We start from the raw sequence: 13,755 nt of genomic DNA, 5'->3' as shown, positions 1-13,755 counted from the left end.
CCCATGACCACTCCGAGTGACGCTCCGACCGAAAACGCGATGCGCCGCGCGCTCCGGCGGGCCCGCGACGGCGTCGCGCTCGACGCGACCGAGGCGACCGTACTCCTCCAGGCGCGCGGCGAGGACCTCAAGGACCTCGCCGCCTCCGCCGCACGGGTGAGGGACGCCGGGCTCGCCGCCGCCGGGCGGCCCGGTGTCATCACGTACTCACGCAAGGTCTTCATCCCCCTCACCCGCCTGTGCCGCGACCGGTGTCACTACTGCACCTTCGTCACCGTCCCCGGGAAGCTGCGGGCGAGCGGCCACGGGATGTACCTCTCCCCCGACGAGGTACTCGACATCGCCCGCCAGGGCGCCGCGATGGGCTGCAAGGAAGCCCTCTTCACCCTCGGCGACCGCCCCGAGGACCGCTGGCCCGAGGCCCGCGAGTGGCTCGACGCGCACGGCTACGACGACACCCTCGCCTACGTACGCGCCATGGCGATCCGGGTCCTGGAGGAGACCGGCCTGCTGCCGCACCTCAACCCCGGGGTCATGACGTGGTCCGACCTCCAGCGGCTGAAGCCGGTCGCGCCGAGCATGGGCATGATGCTGGAGACCACCGCGACCCGCCTGTGGTCCGAGCCGGGCGGCCCCCACCACGGCTCCCCCGACAAGGACCCGGCCGTGCGGCTGCGCGTCCTGGAGGACGCGGGGCGCTCCAACGTCCCCTTCACCACCGGTGTCCTCATCGGCATCGGCGAGTCCTACGGGGAGCGGGCCGAGGCCTTCTTCGAGCTGCGCCGCATCCAGCGCAGCTACCACGGCATCCAGGAGGTCATCGTCCAGAACTTCCGCGCCAAGCCGGACACCGCCATGCGCGGCATGCCGGACGCGGAGCTGGAGGAGCTGGCCGCCGCCATCGCCGTCGCCCGCCACATCCTGGGCCCGAGCGCCCGGATCCAGGCCCCGCCGAACCTGGTGGACGCCGAGTACGCGCTGCTCATCGGCGCGGGCATCGACGACTGGGGCGGGGTCTCGCCGCTGACCCCCGACCACGTCAACCCCGAGCGTCCCTGGCCGCACATCGAGGAGCTGGCCGAGCGGACCGCCGCCGCCGGCTTCGAGCTGCGCGAACGCCTGACCATCTACCCGGAGTTCCTGCAGCGCGGCGAGCCCTGGCTCGACCCCCGCCTGCTGCCGCACGTACGGGCGCTGGCCGATCCGCAGACCGGGCTGGCCGACGAGGGCGCGCCCGTCGAGGGCAGGCCGTGGCAGGAGCCGGACGAGGGTTTCACCGCGTACGGGCGCACGGACCTGCACGCCACCATCGACACCGAGGGACGCACCGGCGACCGCCGCGACGACTTCGACGACGTGTACGGCGACTGGGAGGCCCTGCGGGAGGCGGCGGCGCCGGGGATGGTCGCCGAGCGCATCGACACCGACGTACGCGGCGCCCTCGCCCAGGCCGCCGACGATCCGACGAAGCTGACGGACGCCCAGGCGCTGGCGCTGCTGCACGCGGACGGGCCGGCCCTGGACGCGCTGTGCCGGATCGCCGACGACCTGCGCAGGTCGGTCGTGGGCGACGAGGTCACCTACATCGTCACGCGGAACATCAACTTCACCAACGTCTGTTACACCGGCTGCCGGTTCTGCGCCTTCGCGCAGCGCCGCACGGACGCGGACGCCTACACCCTCTCCCTCGACCAGGTCGCCGACCGGGCCGCCCAGGCCTGGGACGTGGGCGCGGTCGAGGTGTGCATGCAGGGCGGCATCCACCCGGACCTCCCCGGGACGGCGTACTTCGACATCGCGCGCGCCGTGAAGCAGCGGGTCCCCGGCATGCACGTGCACGCCTTCTCGCCGATGGAGGTGGTCAACGGGGCGACGCGGACCGGGATGTCCGTACGGGACTGGCTGACGGCGGCCAAGGAGGCGGGGCTGGACTCGATCCCGGGTACGGCGGCGGAGATCCTGGACGACGAGGTCCGCTGGGTCCTGACGAAGGGCAAGCTGCCGACGGCGGACTGGATCGACGTCATCACCACCGCGCACGAGCTCGGGATCCGCTCCTCGTCCACGATGATGTACGGGCACGTGGACCAGCCGCGGCACTGGCTCGGCCACTTCCGCACACTGGCCCGCATCCAGCAGCAGACCGGTGGTTTCACGGAGTTCGTCACGCTCCCCTTCATCCACACCAACGCGCCCGTGTACCTGGCGGGCATCGCGCGGCCGGGCCCGACGGTCCGCGACAACCGGGCGGTGACGGCGATGGCCCGGATCCTGCTGCACCCGCACATTCCCAACATCCAGACGAGTTGGGTGAAGCTGGGCGCGGAGGGCGCGGCCGAAATGCTCCGGTCCGGTGCGAACGACCTGGGCGGGACCCTGATGGAGGAGACCATCTCGCGCATGGCCGGGTCGAGTTACGGCTCGTACAAGTCGGTCCAGGACCTGATCGCGGTCGCCGAGGCGGCCGGGCGGCCCGCGAAGGCCCGTACGACGCTGTACGGGGAGGTGCCGCAGGAGCGGCAGGAGGCGGCCCGCGCCTCGGACGGGCACCTGCCGGAGCTGCTTCCCGTAATGGACTGAACGCGAGCGGAGGGGGACCGGTGGCCCGGCTCCCCTCCGTGGCGGCGTGCGCCCGGGTCAGCCGACGAGCAGGTCCTTCCTGAGCTGCTTCAGCTCGTGGGAGTCGATGCCGAGCCCGTCCTTGAGGTATCGGTCGAAGGAGCCGTAGGTGACCTTGACCTCGTCGTAGCCCGCGTTGAGGTACTCGGGGCGCACGTCGAGCATCGGCTTGTAGACGGCGGCCTGCTGGGCGGGCAGGTGGGAGAGGATCGCGTCGTTGGCGGCCCTGCGGTAGTCGTTGCTGGCCAGGTAGTCGGCCTCGACGGTCTCGCGCGGCACGCCGAGGGCGGTCAGCAGGGCGGCATTGGCCCAGCCGGTGCGGTCCTTGCCGGCGGTGCAGTGGAAGAGGACGGAGCGGCTGCGGTCGCGCTCGATCCCTTCAAAGACCTGCGTGTACGCCTTCTTGCCGCCGGCGCCGGAGACCATCGCCCGCTCGGCGTCGACCATGGCCCTGACGGCCTCGTCGGGGGTACGGGGCAGGGTCTGGAAGGAGCCGGAGCCGGCGAAGACGTCGGCCACGACGTAGGCGGCGCCCGCGGGGACCTTGTCGGCGGCCTTGGTGCGCTCGTCCTCCATGCGGAGGTCGAAGATCGTCTTGATGCGCAGGCGCTGGAGCTTGGCCAGGTCGTTCCCGGTCAGCTTGTCGAGGGCGTCGGAACGGTAGACCTCGCCCATCCTGACCCACTGGCCGGTGCCGGTGCGGTAGCCGCCGGCGTCGCGGAAGTTGGCGGTGCCGTCCAGCTTGATCAGCCGGTCGGCGAGGCGCAGGCCCTGGCCGCGCTGCGGCGTGAAGTCGAACCACTGACGGTCGGCGGCGGGCAGACCCCTGACCACGGCGCGGCCCTGGGACCCGCCCTGGGCGACGACCTTGCCGTTCGCCCTGATCTCGACCCGGTCGGTGCCGCGGGCCTTCCACCGGAGGGTGAAGGAGCCGTCGGCTCCGGCGGTGACGGTGGCTTCGGTGAACGGGACGGCCGAGCGGTCGTGCCGGTCCCGGCCGGAGGCCGAGGCGAGCGGGGCAGCGACCAGGGAAGCGGTGAGCGCGGAGGCGACGACGGTCGCGGCGAGGAGTGCCTTCTTCATGGCTCCGAGGCTGGGCGGCCGGGGAGAACGTCGGATGAACGAGGCGTGACCGGAAACGACCGGCTCGAAGGCGCCTGACAAAACGTGCCACTTCCCAGGTGGCGGCCGGAAGTGTTCGGATTCTGGCCGATCTCCGCTCACTCACCGGCCGCTTGGCCGACCTCTTCCGGATTCGACCGATCGTGTCCACTACAGTGCGGGTTCGCGTGCGCGGCGGGTACGGGTAGGGACGCCGGGCATCGAGTGGACTGGTCAGCGGGGGGCGCGGTGCCGGGGATGGACGCAGTGAACGGTACGAACGACATGAACAGCGGCCCGAGCGCCACCCCGACCGACCCCGCCCCGGCGGCCGGCCCCGGCCCCGCAGCCACCGCCGCCGGTACGGGCCCGGCGCACACCCTCGGCCCGACGGGCGGCCCCGCCCCGGCAGGCCCCGGCCCCGGCCCGGTCGACGGCCGCCGCCCGGCCGGCGCCCCGGTCCCGGGCGAGAACCCGGCGGGCCACGCCCCCACCGCACCCCTGCACGGCCCCGCCCCCGCCTCCGCGGGCGGAGCTCGGACGCCTGCCCCCGCCGGGGCGAACCGCACGCTCGGCCGGGGCATCGCCACCGGCCTCTGGGGCCGCGTCGAGCAGCAGGACTTCCGCAGCCGTGTCCGCGGCACCCTGCTCGGCTCCGCCCTCGGCGACGCCCTCGGCGCACCCGCCGCCGGCCTCACCCTGGCCGCCCTCCGCGAGGCGCACGGCCCGGACGGCCTGACCGAACCGGCCCCCGCCCTGGGACGCCGCGGCCGGGTCACCGCCGCCACCCAGCTCACCCTCTTCACCGTGGACGGCCTGATACGGGCCCACGTACGCCGTGACACCGGCGCCTGGCACCCGCCCACCGACCTCCACCGCGCGTACCTGCGCTGGGCCGCCACCCAGCACGACTGGGGCCCCGACGAGCGCCGCAAGGACAACGGCTGGCTCGCGCAGGAGGAATGGCTCTACGCCCGCCGCGCCCCGCACCGCGCCTGCCTGACCGGCTTCGCCGACGACGTCCTCGGCACCCTCGACCGGCCGAAGAACCCCGGTGCCCGCGACGCGGCCGCCGCCACCCGCTCGGCCCCCTTCGGGCTGCTGGTCGGCTGGGAGCCCTCCCTCGTCCTCCAGCTGTCCGTCGAATGCGCCGCGCAGAGCCACGGCCACCCCACCGCGGGCCTCTCCGCCGGAGCCGTCGCCGTCATCGTCCACGGCCTGATCCGCGGCGACTCCCTCGACTCCGCCGTCCAGCGCGCGCTCGGCCTGCTCGGCGCCCGTCCCGGGCACCAGCCCGTCACGGACGCCCTGCAGCGCGCCCTGGCCGCAGTCACCCAGGGCTCCCCCGGGCCCGAGGCCGTCGAAGCCCTCTCGCCGGGCGGCGACGGCCCCGACGGGCCCGAGGAGGCCGCGGACGCCCTCGCCGTCGCCGTTTACTGCGCACTGGTCGCCGCGGACGTCCCGCAGGGCCTGCGCCTCGCCGTCAACCACGGCGGCGACTCCATCGCCGCCGGCGCCCTGTGCGGGGCCCTGCTCGGCGCCCTGCACGGCGAGACGGCCCTCCCGGCCGCCTGGCTCGCCGAGCTCGAAGGCCGGGCCGCGTTGCTGGAGATCTCCGACGACTTCGCCCTGGAGCTGACCCAGGGCCCGACCCTGCACAACCCGACGGCCTCCTCACCGGGCTGGCTGGCCCGCTACCCGCGCGGCTGAACCGCGCCCCCGGCACCTGACGCCCCCTCAACATTCGCGGGCCCAGCCCGTACCGTGGCGGGTCCCACGTCTCGGAGGTGCCAGAGCCCATGCGGATCGCCACGACCATCTTCCTCACCGACCGCACCGTCTCCCCCGTCCGGCTGGCCCACAGCCTGGAGGAGCGCGGCTTCTCCGGCCTCTACCTCCCCGAACACACCCACATCCCGGTCACCCGCGACACCGCCGCCCCCATGGGCGGCGAACTCCCCGAGATGTACGGGCGCACCCTCGACCCCTTCGTCGCCCTCGGCCAGGCCGCCGCCGTCACCGAGCGGCTGCACCTCGGCACCGGCATCACCCTGGTCGCCCAGCACGACCCGATCGACCTCGCCAAGCAGGTCGCCACCCTGGACCACCTCTCCCACGGCCGTTTCACCCTCGGCATCGGCTACGGCTGGAACGTCGAGGAGGCCGCCGACCACGGCGTCGAGTGGCGCACCCGGCGCGACCTGGTCCGCGACCGGATGGCACTGATGCGCGCCCTGTGGTCCCCCGAACCCACGGCGTACGTGGGCCAGTACTGCTCCGTCCAGGCCAGCACCGCCCACCCCAAGCCGGTCCAGGCCCCGCGCGAACTCGGCCCCGGCGCCCCGCTCCACGGCCCGCGCACCCTGATCGGAGGCGCGGCCGGCCCCAAGCTCTTCGCCGCCATCGCCGACCACGCCGACGGCTGGCTCCCCATCGGCGGCGGCGGCCTCACCGAATCCCTCCCGGTGCTGCGCCAGGTCTGGGAGACGGCCGGGCGCGACCCGAAGACCCTCCAGGTGGTTCCGTACGCCGTCCAGCCCTCCCCCGGCAAGATGAGCCACTACGCCGACCTCGGCATCGAGGAGGTCGTCCTCCAGCTCCCCTCCGCGGCGAAGCCGGAAGTCCTGCGCACCCTGGACCAGTTCGCCCAGTACCTCTGACCGGCGGTCGGCCGACGGCGGAGGGCCCGTCCGATCGATGGATCGGACGGGCCCCTCCGCCGCTTCGGCCGGTCGGTCAGCCGGTGAACCAGCCGTTCAGATCCGCGATCACGTCGACGGGTCCGTACGGGCTGTAGAAACTCACCTGCCCGTCGATGACGGGGACGATGACGAGGTTCGAAACAGTCTGCCCGCCGCGGTAGTTGAGGTTCGACACGTTCGGCCGCGCCACTCCGTGCGGGTAGACGATCAGGAAACTGTCCGAGGCGGGTGCGGTGACGGTGACGTTGAGGACGACGGCCGTCACGCCGGTCGCCGGTACTCCCTCGACGCCGGCCACCTTGAGGTTGACCGTTTCTCCGCCGCCCGCCGGCGCGGGGTGCCCGCCGATGGGGGTGCGGGTGTCGAGGAGCCGTACCGGGGAGGCCGCGGAGAAGGTGGATCCGGTGGCCGAGTAGTAGCCGGTGACATCGGCGACGAGGTCGACGGAACCGGCGTGGTTGCGCAGGTCGACCTTCCCGTTGACCACCGGGACGGTGACCAGGTTCGGAACGATCTGCCCAGCGGTGAAATTGAGGTTCGAGACCCCGGGGACCGCCTGCCCGTTGGGGTAGACGGTGACGAAACCGGCCTCGGTCGGGCTGACGGCGGTGACGTTCATGACCACCGCCGTCACACCGGTGGCCGGTACGCCCTTCACGCCCGCGACCTGGAGCGTGACGACCCCACCCGCCCCGACCCGGGCCTTGGGCGCCCCGAGACCCTCGCGGGTGTCCAGGAACCGGGACGGCGTCAGGGGTGTCAGCGCGGAGCCGGGGCCCTTGTCCGTGTAGTAGCCGGTGACGTCGGCGATCAGGTCGACGGATCCCGCGTGGTTGCGCAGGTCGACCTTGCCGTTGACGACGGCGACGGTCACCAGGTTGGGCACGATCTGCCCGGCACTGAAGTTGATGTTCGACACGGAGGGCTGGGGCCGGCCGTTCGGATACACCATGACGTGCCCGGCCGCGGTCGGGCTGACGGCGGTGACGTTCATGACCACCGCGGTCACACCGGTGGCCGGTACGCCCTTCACGCCCGCGACCTGGAGCGTGACCACTCCACCCGCCCCGACCCGGGCCTTGGGCGCCCCGAGACCCTCACGGGTGTCCAGGAACCGGGAGGGGCCGATCGGCACGAACCTTCCCTTGCCCGTGGTGTCCTCGGGAGTGACGGTGTACGCCTTCGGGAGATAGCCCTGGGAGGGCACTCCCGCGGTGTACCCGACGCCGTCGAGCACCACGTCGTACTGGCCCGGCTCCAGGCCCCCGGTGTCCACCTGGACGGTCAGCGCGGTGCGGTCGTCGGTGACGGAGACCGGGGTCAGCACCGGCTGCTTGTCGCTCCCGTCACGGACCAGCTTCAGCCGGGTCTTCAGGGTGAGCGAGGTACCTCGGACGACGGCCTGGGTCTGCGTGTTCACCGCGCTGGTGTCGGGGCCGATCGAGGCCGGCGCCTCGATGTCCGGGGCGTAGCACTGGCCGCAGACCGCCCGCACGCTGTAGACGGTCGGTGTCGGGGTCCGGTCGGCGCTCAGCATCAGGAGCGCCCGGGAGGGCTCGGCCTCGGGGGCCGCCTCGCACTCGGCGCTGAACAAGTCCCATCGCTGACTGCAGGAGTACCGGGGGCTGTCGCTGCCCCACTCGCTGCCGCTGTGCAGACTCAGCGCGGGAGGGGGCGTGTTCTTGACGGAAGGGTTCCTGATGCCGGTGACGTAGAAGGACTCGCCGGGCTTCATGTCGACCACGGCGCAATGGGCGGTCGAGGTCTCGGAGAGCACACCGCCCCGCAGCGGGAAGCCGTCGACCGAGATCGGATTGGCCGTGCACTCGGGCGCCCAGCCGCCGGCCGTGCCCACCTTCCAGATGTCCATGGTGCTGTGGATGGGCTGGTCCCACGGGCCGTGGGGGGACAGGACCGCCTTGTACGAGGTCGAGCCGGTCACCTTGCACGGAAGACTGCTCGCCTGCCGGCAGAGCAGCTTGCCGTCCGCATCGACGACCGTCAGCCACATGGAGGTGCCGTCCTTCGTGTATCGGCCGGGCATGCGGTCGCCCAGCCAGTACTTGTCGGTCGCGGCGCCGCTGATCTGCAGGCAGCGTGCGTCCAGGAGCGAACCGAGCACGACGGGAGTGGACGGGCCGCCGACCTTGGTGGACGCCGTGGCCGTGCAGGCAGCTGCCGATGAGACGTCCCGCCGGGCCAGCTTGACGGAGTACCGCCCGCTGCTTGCCAGCAGCGCGGTGTAGGCCACCCCGGGAGTGAGCCGGCAGACGAGGGGGGCGCCACCCCTGCACGCCACGGTGCCCGAGGGGTCGACCAGTTGGATCCCGCTCGACCGCAGGTTGTCGGAATCGACGAAGTCCATCATCTCGGCGGTGGAGTGCTGGTCGGCCGGAACGCTCAGGCAGGTCACCTGGTTCGCGGGAACCTGGACACCGGCGGAACCGTCGAAACCGGTCCGCGGCCATGCGGTACAGCCGGCGTGCTCGCCGGTTCGGTGGACGGCCAGTCCGTAGGAAGTGGCCGGAGTGCCGCTGAGCACCGCGCGGAACGGGGCCGTGCCTGTCAGCCTGCAGGGCACGGCCGTGTCGCCATTGGGGCCGTCCAGTTCACACTGCCGTTGGCCCACGGCGTCGTGGACCACGACGCGCAGCCCGTTGGGGGCGAGCCGGTTGAGCAGGTACACGCCCTGGCCCGTGGCCGTCGGCAGGGCGAGGCAGAGCTTCTGCCCGGGCCCGCCGAAGACGACGTTGACAGGACCGGCCACCATTGCGTTGTCATGGGTCGCGGTGCAGCCGCGCACCTCCTTGGCCGAGTGGAAGGCCATGCCGAACGGGGAGCTGTCCAGCACCTGGGTGTAGTTCACCCAGGTGTAGTCACCGGCTGCCAGGTCGCAGGCCCCGTACGCGCAGTCGTTGCCGACGAGCGTTCCGCCCGAGGAGAGCAAGTGCCCCAGGGGCGCGTAGTAGTCCTTGGTGACGACGGGACCGAAGGTGTACCGGGCGGACTCCGTGGCCCGCAGGACACGGCAGGGCACCTTGGAGCTCAGGTCCGGCGACGTGCCGAACACCTGGGGCTCCACCACCGGGCACCCTTCCGGCTCGGAGAGCCGGGCGAAGGTGAGCTTGTGGGGAAGGTCCACGCCGTTGGTCGCCGTGGTCACGACCCGGAAGGGCGCCACGCCCGTGAGCTTGCAGTCGAGGTTCTCGCCGCCCTGCCGGTAGCAGAGCTTGTTCCCGGCGCCGTCGTAGACTCCCATGACCACGTGGGGCGTGTGGGCGATGGCGCGCAGCATGTCGTTCGCGGCCAGGGCCAAGGTGTAGCAGTCGCCCGCCGAGGCGAGCGGCACCTGTCCCTGGAAGACCGTCGGGGCGCCGAGCCTGCTGTCGGCGGCGCCCACGGTCTTGCAGGTGGTGGCGGAGAGCAGCGCGAGGTACGAGACCGATAGGTCACTGGGCAGGTCACCGAGGTTCGTGAACTGCAGCTTGTACGTCCCCGCCCGGCTCGTGGGGCAGTGGGCGAGGCCGTCGATGGCCTGACAGCCGACCTCGGTGCCGTCCGGCGCGAGCAGCTGGATGTTCACGCGCGATTGAGTCGTGACGGCCTGGTAGCGGACCAGGTCCTTCGGCTGCGGCAGGGTGAGCGGGAAGGAGACGTTCCTGCCCGCCTCGACCCTGCACGTGACGACCGCCTGCGGCGCCAGGTCGGCGGGGCAGACCGCCGCCACCGCGCTCTGCTCCAGCGCACGCACCTGGGCCTCGTGTTGCGCCTCGGGACCCGTCTTCGGGTCCGCCTCGGGCGGCGCCTGCGGGCCCGCCTTCGCGGCCGGCGGTGCGCTCGTCGCGGCCCCCTGCCGGGGTGTGGCCGCGGCGGACGGCTCGGACGGCGCGGCGAGCGCGGTACCGGCCGCCTGGCCGGTGAGCGAGGCCAGCAGGGCCAGCAGCAGGGCCCCCGAGCCGAGGGCGATTCCTCTGCCACGTCTGATCTGCGCTCTTCTGCCCAACGGCAGCAGTCTCATGAACCCCCCAGTCCACATTCACCCGAGCCCTGTGATCGTCACAGCCATACGGGCAGGCGGAGCTTATCCGCCGGTTACACGCGCCACCCCGGGGGGCCCGGCGTAGCGCCCGGGCTCGGCCCGGACCGTCTTGCCGATCAGCCGGTCCATGACGCCCCGGTCGGGGGCGACGGCATCGGCGATGCGGAGCCCGTAGCCGGATTCCGCCCGGCGGGCGGGCGTCCGCACCGCGGGGCGTCGGTCCCGGCGGGCGTCGGACACCTCCACGCGCCGGCCTGCCCCAGGAGCAACTGGCCCCCATGGTCGGGTACTCGGTCCAGTACGTCGGCTCGGTGGAACAGGGCCGGCAGCCGGCCGTCGCGGCCTCGAGCCGGGGGCTTTCCGGCCGGGGTCACGGCCCGCCCCTGACGCGCCACGCCCGGGTTACAGAGGGTGACCGCCATTGGGGTGAAGCACCGTTTCCCGTGAACTCTCCGTGATGTTGAGCCGGTCGCGTGCCGTCTGTCCGGCGCGTTGATCGAGATCTTAGGAGAGTGTCATGCGTATTCGCTCTGCCCTGACGGCGTCTGTCCTGGCTGCCGGCATCCTGCTGGGCGGCGCCGGCGCGGCCCTGGCCAACGACGGTGTCGACATCGATTACTTCTCCGGCGGCCACAAGGCCTTCGCGTCCACCTGCTCGTCCTTCGCCGGCGTTCCGGCCAAGATCGGCCCCCTGTACGCCGACAACTGCGCGGCCGAGGGCGAGAAGGAGTGGGCGAAGTACCACCACCTGGGCGCCTGACAACCGGCGCTCGCCGGCCGGGGCCCGTCATACGGGCCCCGGCCGGCGGCTCGGACGTCCACCGGTCGTGGACGACCGCCGCGTCGCCGGACCGCTGCCCGCTCGGGTCAAAGGACGGCCGCAGGGGTCAGGCAGGTGGGACTGCCCTCGGCGTTCGCGCCGGTACAAGGGCTGAACGGCCCGCGGGAACCCTCGTAGCCCTGCCGCTCCCCCCGAGCAAGCGACTGGGCCGACGGTCCGGAGCCGTTCAGCAGGGTCGATCCTAGGCAAGGATCCCGCGCCCCGCGAAACGCATTTCCCCAGGTCAACCCCTATTTGGCCAATACTCGTCCAGGGCCCGAATGCGGGGGAACCGTGGACGCCGCCCGTACCGCCCGGCCGGGACGCGGACCTCGGGCGAAGCGGAATCCGGACACCGGATCCGCGCGGCCAATACCGGCCAAGTCCTGCTCGCGCGTGTTCCGTACGCTGCCGAGCATGATCGATTCACGTACACATGTCCGCGTCGCCCGGCCTTCCCTCGACCTCGCGGCCGCCGAGCGGTTCTACGTCGACGGGCTCGGGCTGGAAGTGCAGTGGCGCAGCGCCGGGGGCGGGCCCGGGGAGCACGAGCTGCTGATGGTCGGACCGGCCGGTGGCGGCTGGCACTTCGAGCTCACCCGTGATGCCTCGAACCCGGTCGTGCCCGCGCCCACGGTCGACGACCTGTTCGTCGTGTACCTCGGCGAGACCCCCGACGAGGCCCTGGTGCAGCGGCTCGTCGAGCACGGCGGGACGCGCGTCGCCGCGCACAACCCGTACTGGGACGAGTGGGGGGTCACCGTCGCCGACCCCGACGGCTACCGGCTGGTGCTCTGCTCCCGCACCTGGGGGACGGCCTAGGTGATCGTCGTCCACAGGTGCTTGAACGCCGCCAGGAGGCGGTCACCGGAGCCAACGTCGTCTCCGTGCACCGCCGCCGTGGAGGCGTGGGTGGTGTGCGGCGTCGCGGGGGCCGTGCGGGCGCCGTGGGTCAGGGTGGCGACGGCTCCCACGAACAGCGCGGTCGAGGCGACGATCAGGACGAGACGCCAGGTGCGGGTACGGGTGCCGGAGGCGCCGGTGGCGGTGCGGTCCATGGGATTGCTCCTCGGGGGAGGGCGGAGGCGGGGAGTCCGTACTTCCAGTCAGCCGTAGGGAGCGGGTGGCGTCACGTCGCTGAAGTTCGGGGCTTGACAGTCCGGGCCTGGTCGGCGGGCCGTCAGCCGGCGGCCCAGAACTGCGCCAGGGCCGCTTCCCGGTACGGCGCCGGGGTCACACTCAGGTCCCCCGCGAAGGGCCGGTCCAGTGCGACCACCAGGAGCAGGCTGAAGCCGATCAGCCCGGCCACCGCCGATACGAAGAGCAGCTGCATCTTCAGGCTGCGCAGCCCGAACAGGAAGGTGAGCGGGACGATCACGAACGCGCCCCCGTACACCAGCACCTGGAGCAGGATCGGCAGTGAGCTCTCGGCCATGGTGATGCGGGCCCGGCGCTGGGCGGCGACGTCGTTGAGGCGGGTGACCGCCTCGGCGTAGAAGGTCTCGGCGCGGGCGCCCTGCGGCTCGTACGCCTGGAGGGCCTGGTACAGGGCCTGCGTCTGCGGGCCGGTCGCTTCGTAGCTCGGCCGTCCCTCGCGCATCAGCGGCCACTGCACCTCGACGACCGCGTGCGTGTACGCGCCGACGGCCCGGTGCACCCGGTCGCGGTCGGCCGGCGGGAAGGCGTCGGCGCTGCGGACGACGAGGGCCAGGTCGGTGGCCTCGCTGGCGACGATGTTCTGGGTGTTCTCCAGCTGCGTCCACAGGGTGACGACGACGAAGGCGAGGATGATGCCGTAGATCGCGCCGAACATGCCGAGCGCGACCCCGACCATCTCGTTGTGGTCGCCGTCGGCCAGGTGCGGGAAGCGGCGGCGGGCGGCCACGCTCCCGGCCACGGCGAGGCCGGTGAGGCCGCCGACCAGCAGGACGGCGATGACGAGGGTGCTGAGGTGGTTGAGCAGCCAGAGGATCATGCCCTGCTCAACGAGCGCCGCCGCTCGACAGACCGGCCTCGGCGGGTGCCGGTCCGCCCGTCACCCGTACCGGCGGCCGGGTCAGCCGACCTTCGGGGTCTGGGGGAGACCGGCGGTCAGGGCCGTGCCGGTGCCCTTGAGGGAGGAGTCGGTGGCCCGGGTGGCCGACCCGGCCGCCGAGGCGGTCACGCCGACGGCGGTCTTGGTGTCCTGCACGGCCTGGCCGGGGTGGTCGACGATGCCGCCGACGCGCTCGACGATCGGGGGCCCCTGGACGGCGGGCTCGTCGGCGTGCGCGGCGACGGGGGTGAGTGCGAGGGCTCCACCGGAGACGACCAGGGCGGCGAGGGTGCGCTTCAAGGCGTTCATGCACCGTCCAACGACCCCGCCGCACCCCGGGTCACCGCCCGCACCCGACTTGGGGGCGCGAAAGGGCCCTGAACGCCCGCGGCCCCGGATCGGGGGAATCGATCCGGGGCCGTGGGCATGACTCAGCGGG

11 protein-coding genes are annotated in these 13,755 nt (G+C 72.8%); 5 read left to right on the top strand and 6 right to left on the bottom strand.

What is annotated here, in order from left to right:
* Positions 1-3: 3 nt before the first annotated feature.
* Positions 4-2,580 carry a bifunctional FO biosynthesis protein CofGH gene (locus OG373_RS22900; protein WP_405440001.1) on the top strand — a complete coding sequence of 859 codons (2,577 nt, stop codon included), beginning with the start codon at positions 4-6 and terminating at the stop codon, positions 2,578-2,580.
* A 57-nt stretch (positions 2,581-2,637) separates the two neighbouring features.
* Here OG373_RS22900 and OG373_RS22895 read toward each other — a convergent pair whose 3' ends face one another.
* Positions 2,638-3,702 carry a tyrosine-protein phosphatase gene (locus OG373_RS22895; protein WP_405439999.1) on the bottom strand — a complete coding sequence of 355 codons (1,065 nt, stop codon included), beginning with the start codon at positions 3,700-3,702 and terminating at the stop codon, positions 2,638-2,640.
* 600 nt (positions 3,703-4,302) lie between these two features.
* Between OG373_RS22895 and OG373_RS22890 the strand changes: the two genes are divergently transcribed.
* Together OG373_RS22890 and OG373_RS22885 are read left to right on the top strand one after the other, a co-directional pair.
* A complete protein-coding gene (locus OG373_RS22890) occupies positions 4,303-5,430 on the top strand; it encodes an ADP-ribosylglycohydrolase family protein (RefSeq protein WP_405444158.1) in 1,128 nt (375 codons plus the stop codon).
* Positions 5,431-5,519: 89 nt separating this feature from the next.
* Positions 5,520-6,380, top strand: coding sequence for a TIGR03619 family F420-dependent LLM class oxidoreductase (locus OG373_RS22885; RefSeq protein WP_405439997.1), 861 nt, complete (start codon positions 5,520-5,522; stop codon positions 6,378-6,380).
* Positions 6,381-6,456: 76 nt separating this feature from the next.
* On the opposite strand, the gene OG373_RS22880 is transcribed toward OG373_RS22885, so the two are convergent.
* Both OG373_RS22880 and OG373_RS22875 read right to left on the bottom strand, forming a co-directional pair.
* The gene (locus tag OG373_RS22880; RefSeq protein ID WP_405439996.1) at positions 6,457-10,425 is read right to left on the bottom strand and encodes a hypothetical protein; all 3,969 of its coding nucleotides are present in this window, start codon (positions 10,423-10,425) and stop codon (positions 6,457-6,459) included.
* A gap of 78 nt (positions 10,426-10,503) precedes the next feature.
* On the bottom strand, positions 10,504-10,701 hold the full coding sequence (locus tag OG373_RS22875) for a hypothetical protein (RefSeq protein ID WP_405439994.1): 198 nt from the start codon (positions 10,699-10,701) through the stop codon (positions 10,504-10,506).
* A gap of 277 nt (positions 10,702-10,978) precedes the next feature.
* Between OG373_RS22875 and OG373_RS22870 the strand changes: the two genes are divergently transcribed.
* Together OG373_RS22870 and OG373_RS22865 are read left to right on the top strand one after the other, a co-directional pair.
* Positions 10,979-11,221 (top strand): hypothetical protein, encoded by a 243-nt coding sequence (locus OG373_RS22870; RefSeq protein ID WP_405439992.1) that lies wholly within the window; start codon positions 10,979-10,981, stop codon positions 11,219-11,221.
* Positions 11,222-11,698: 477 nt separating this feature from the next.
* Positions 11,699-12,103 (top strand): VOC family protein, encoded by a 405-nt coding sequence (locus OG373_RS22865; protein ID WP_405439991.1) that lies wholly within the window; start codon positions 11,699-11,701, stop codon positions 12,101-12,103.
* Here the strand turns inward: OG373_RS22865 and OG373_RS22860 are convergent.
* The 3 genes from OG373_RS22860 to OG373_RS22850 form a co-directional block, all read right to left on the bottom strand.
* Entirely contained in the window at positions 12,100-12,339 is a 240-nt protein-coding gene (locus OG373_RS22860; RefSeq protein ID WP_405439990.1) for a hypothetical protein, read from the bottom strand. The two genes, OG373_RS22865 and OG373_RS22860, sit on opposite strands and share 4 nt — an antisense overlap.
* A gap of 122 nt (positions 12,340-12,461) precedes the next feature.
* Complete coding sequence (locus OG373_RS22855) at positions 12,462-13,256, bottom strand: DUF4239 domain-containing protein (protein ID WP_405439988.1); 795 nt, start codon at positions 13,254-13,256, stop codon at positions 12,462-12,464.
* An 81-nt stretch (positions 13,257-13,337) separates the two neighbouring features.
* A complete protein-coding gene (locus tag OG373_RS22850) occupies positions 13,338-13,625 on the bottom strand; it encodes a hypothetical protein (RefSeq protein WP_405439987.1) in 288 nt (95 codons plus the stop codon).
* Positions 13,626-13,755: the final 130 nt, after the last annotated feature.

Origin of the sequence: Streptomyces avidinii, from assembly GCF_045161815.1 — a bacterium.
Classification (GTDB): Bacteria; Actinomycetota; Actinomycetes; order Streptomycetales; family Streptomycetaceae; genus Streptomyces; species Streptomyces avidinii.
The sequence above is the reverse complement of the archived record's forward strand: the minus strand, read 5'-3'. Positions and strand labels throughout refer to the sequence as shown.

Excerpts from the sequence above, each read along its gene's own strand:
- OG373_RS22855 (WP_405439988.1), bottom strand. The coding sequence starts at position 13,256 with ATGATCCTCTGGCTGCTCAACCACCTCAGCACCCTCGTCATCGCCGTC.
- OG373_RS22900 (WP_405440001.1), top strand. The coding sequence starts at position 4 with ATGACCACTCCGAGTGACGCTCCGACCGAAAACGCGATGCGCCGCGCG.
- OG373_RS22870 (WP_405439992.1), top strand. The coding sequence starts at position 10,979 with ATGCGTATTCGCTCTGCCCTGACGGCGTCTGTCCTGGCTGCCGGCATC.
- OG373_RS22860 (WP_405439990.1), bottom strand. The coding sequence starts at position 12,339 with ATGGACCGCACCGCCACCGGCGCCTCCGGCACCCGTACCCGCACCTGG.
- OG373_RS22865 (WP_405439991.1), top strand. The coding sequence starts at position 11,699 with ATGATCGATTCACGTACACATGTCCGCGTCGCCCGGCCTTCCCTCGAC.
- OG373_RS22885 (WP_405439997.1), top strand. The coding sequence starts at position 5,520 with ATGCGGATCGCCACGACCATCTTCCTCACCGACCGCACCGTCTCCCCC.
- OG373_RS22850 (WP_405439987.1), bottom strand. The coding sequence starts at position 13,625 with ATGAACGCCTTGAAGCGCACCCTCGCCGCCCTGGTCGTCTCCGGTGGA.
- OG373_RS22895 (WP_405439999.1), bottom strand. The coding sequence starts at position 3,702 with ATGAAGAAGGCACTCCTCGCCGCGACCGTCGTCGCCTCCGCGCTCACC.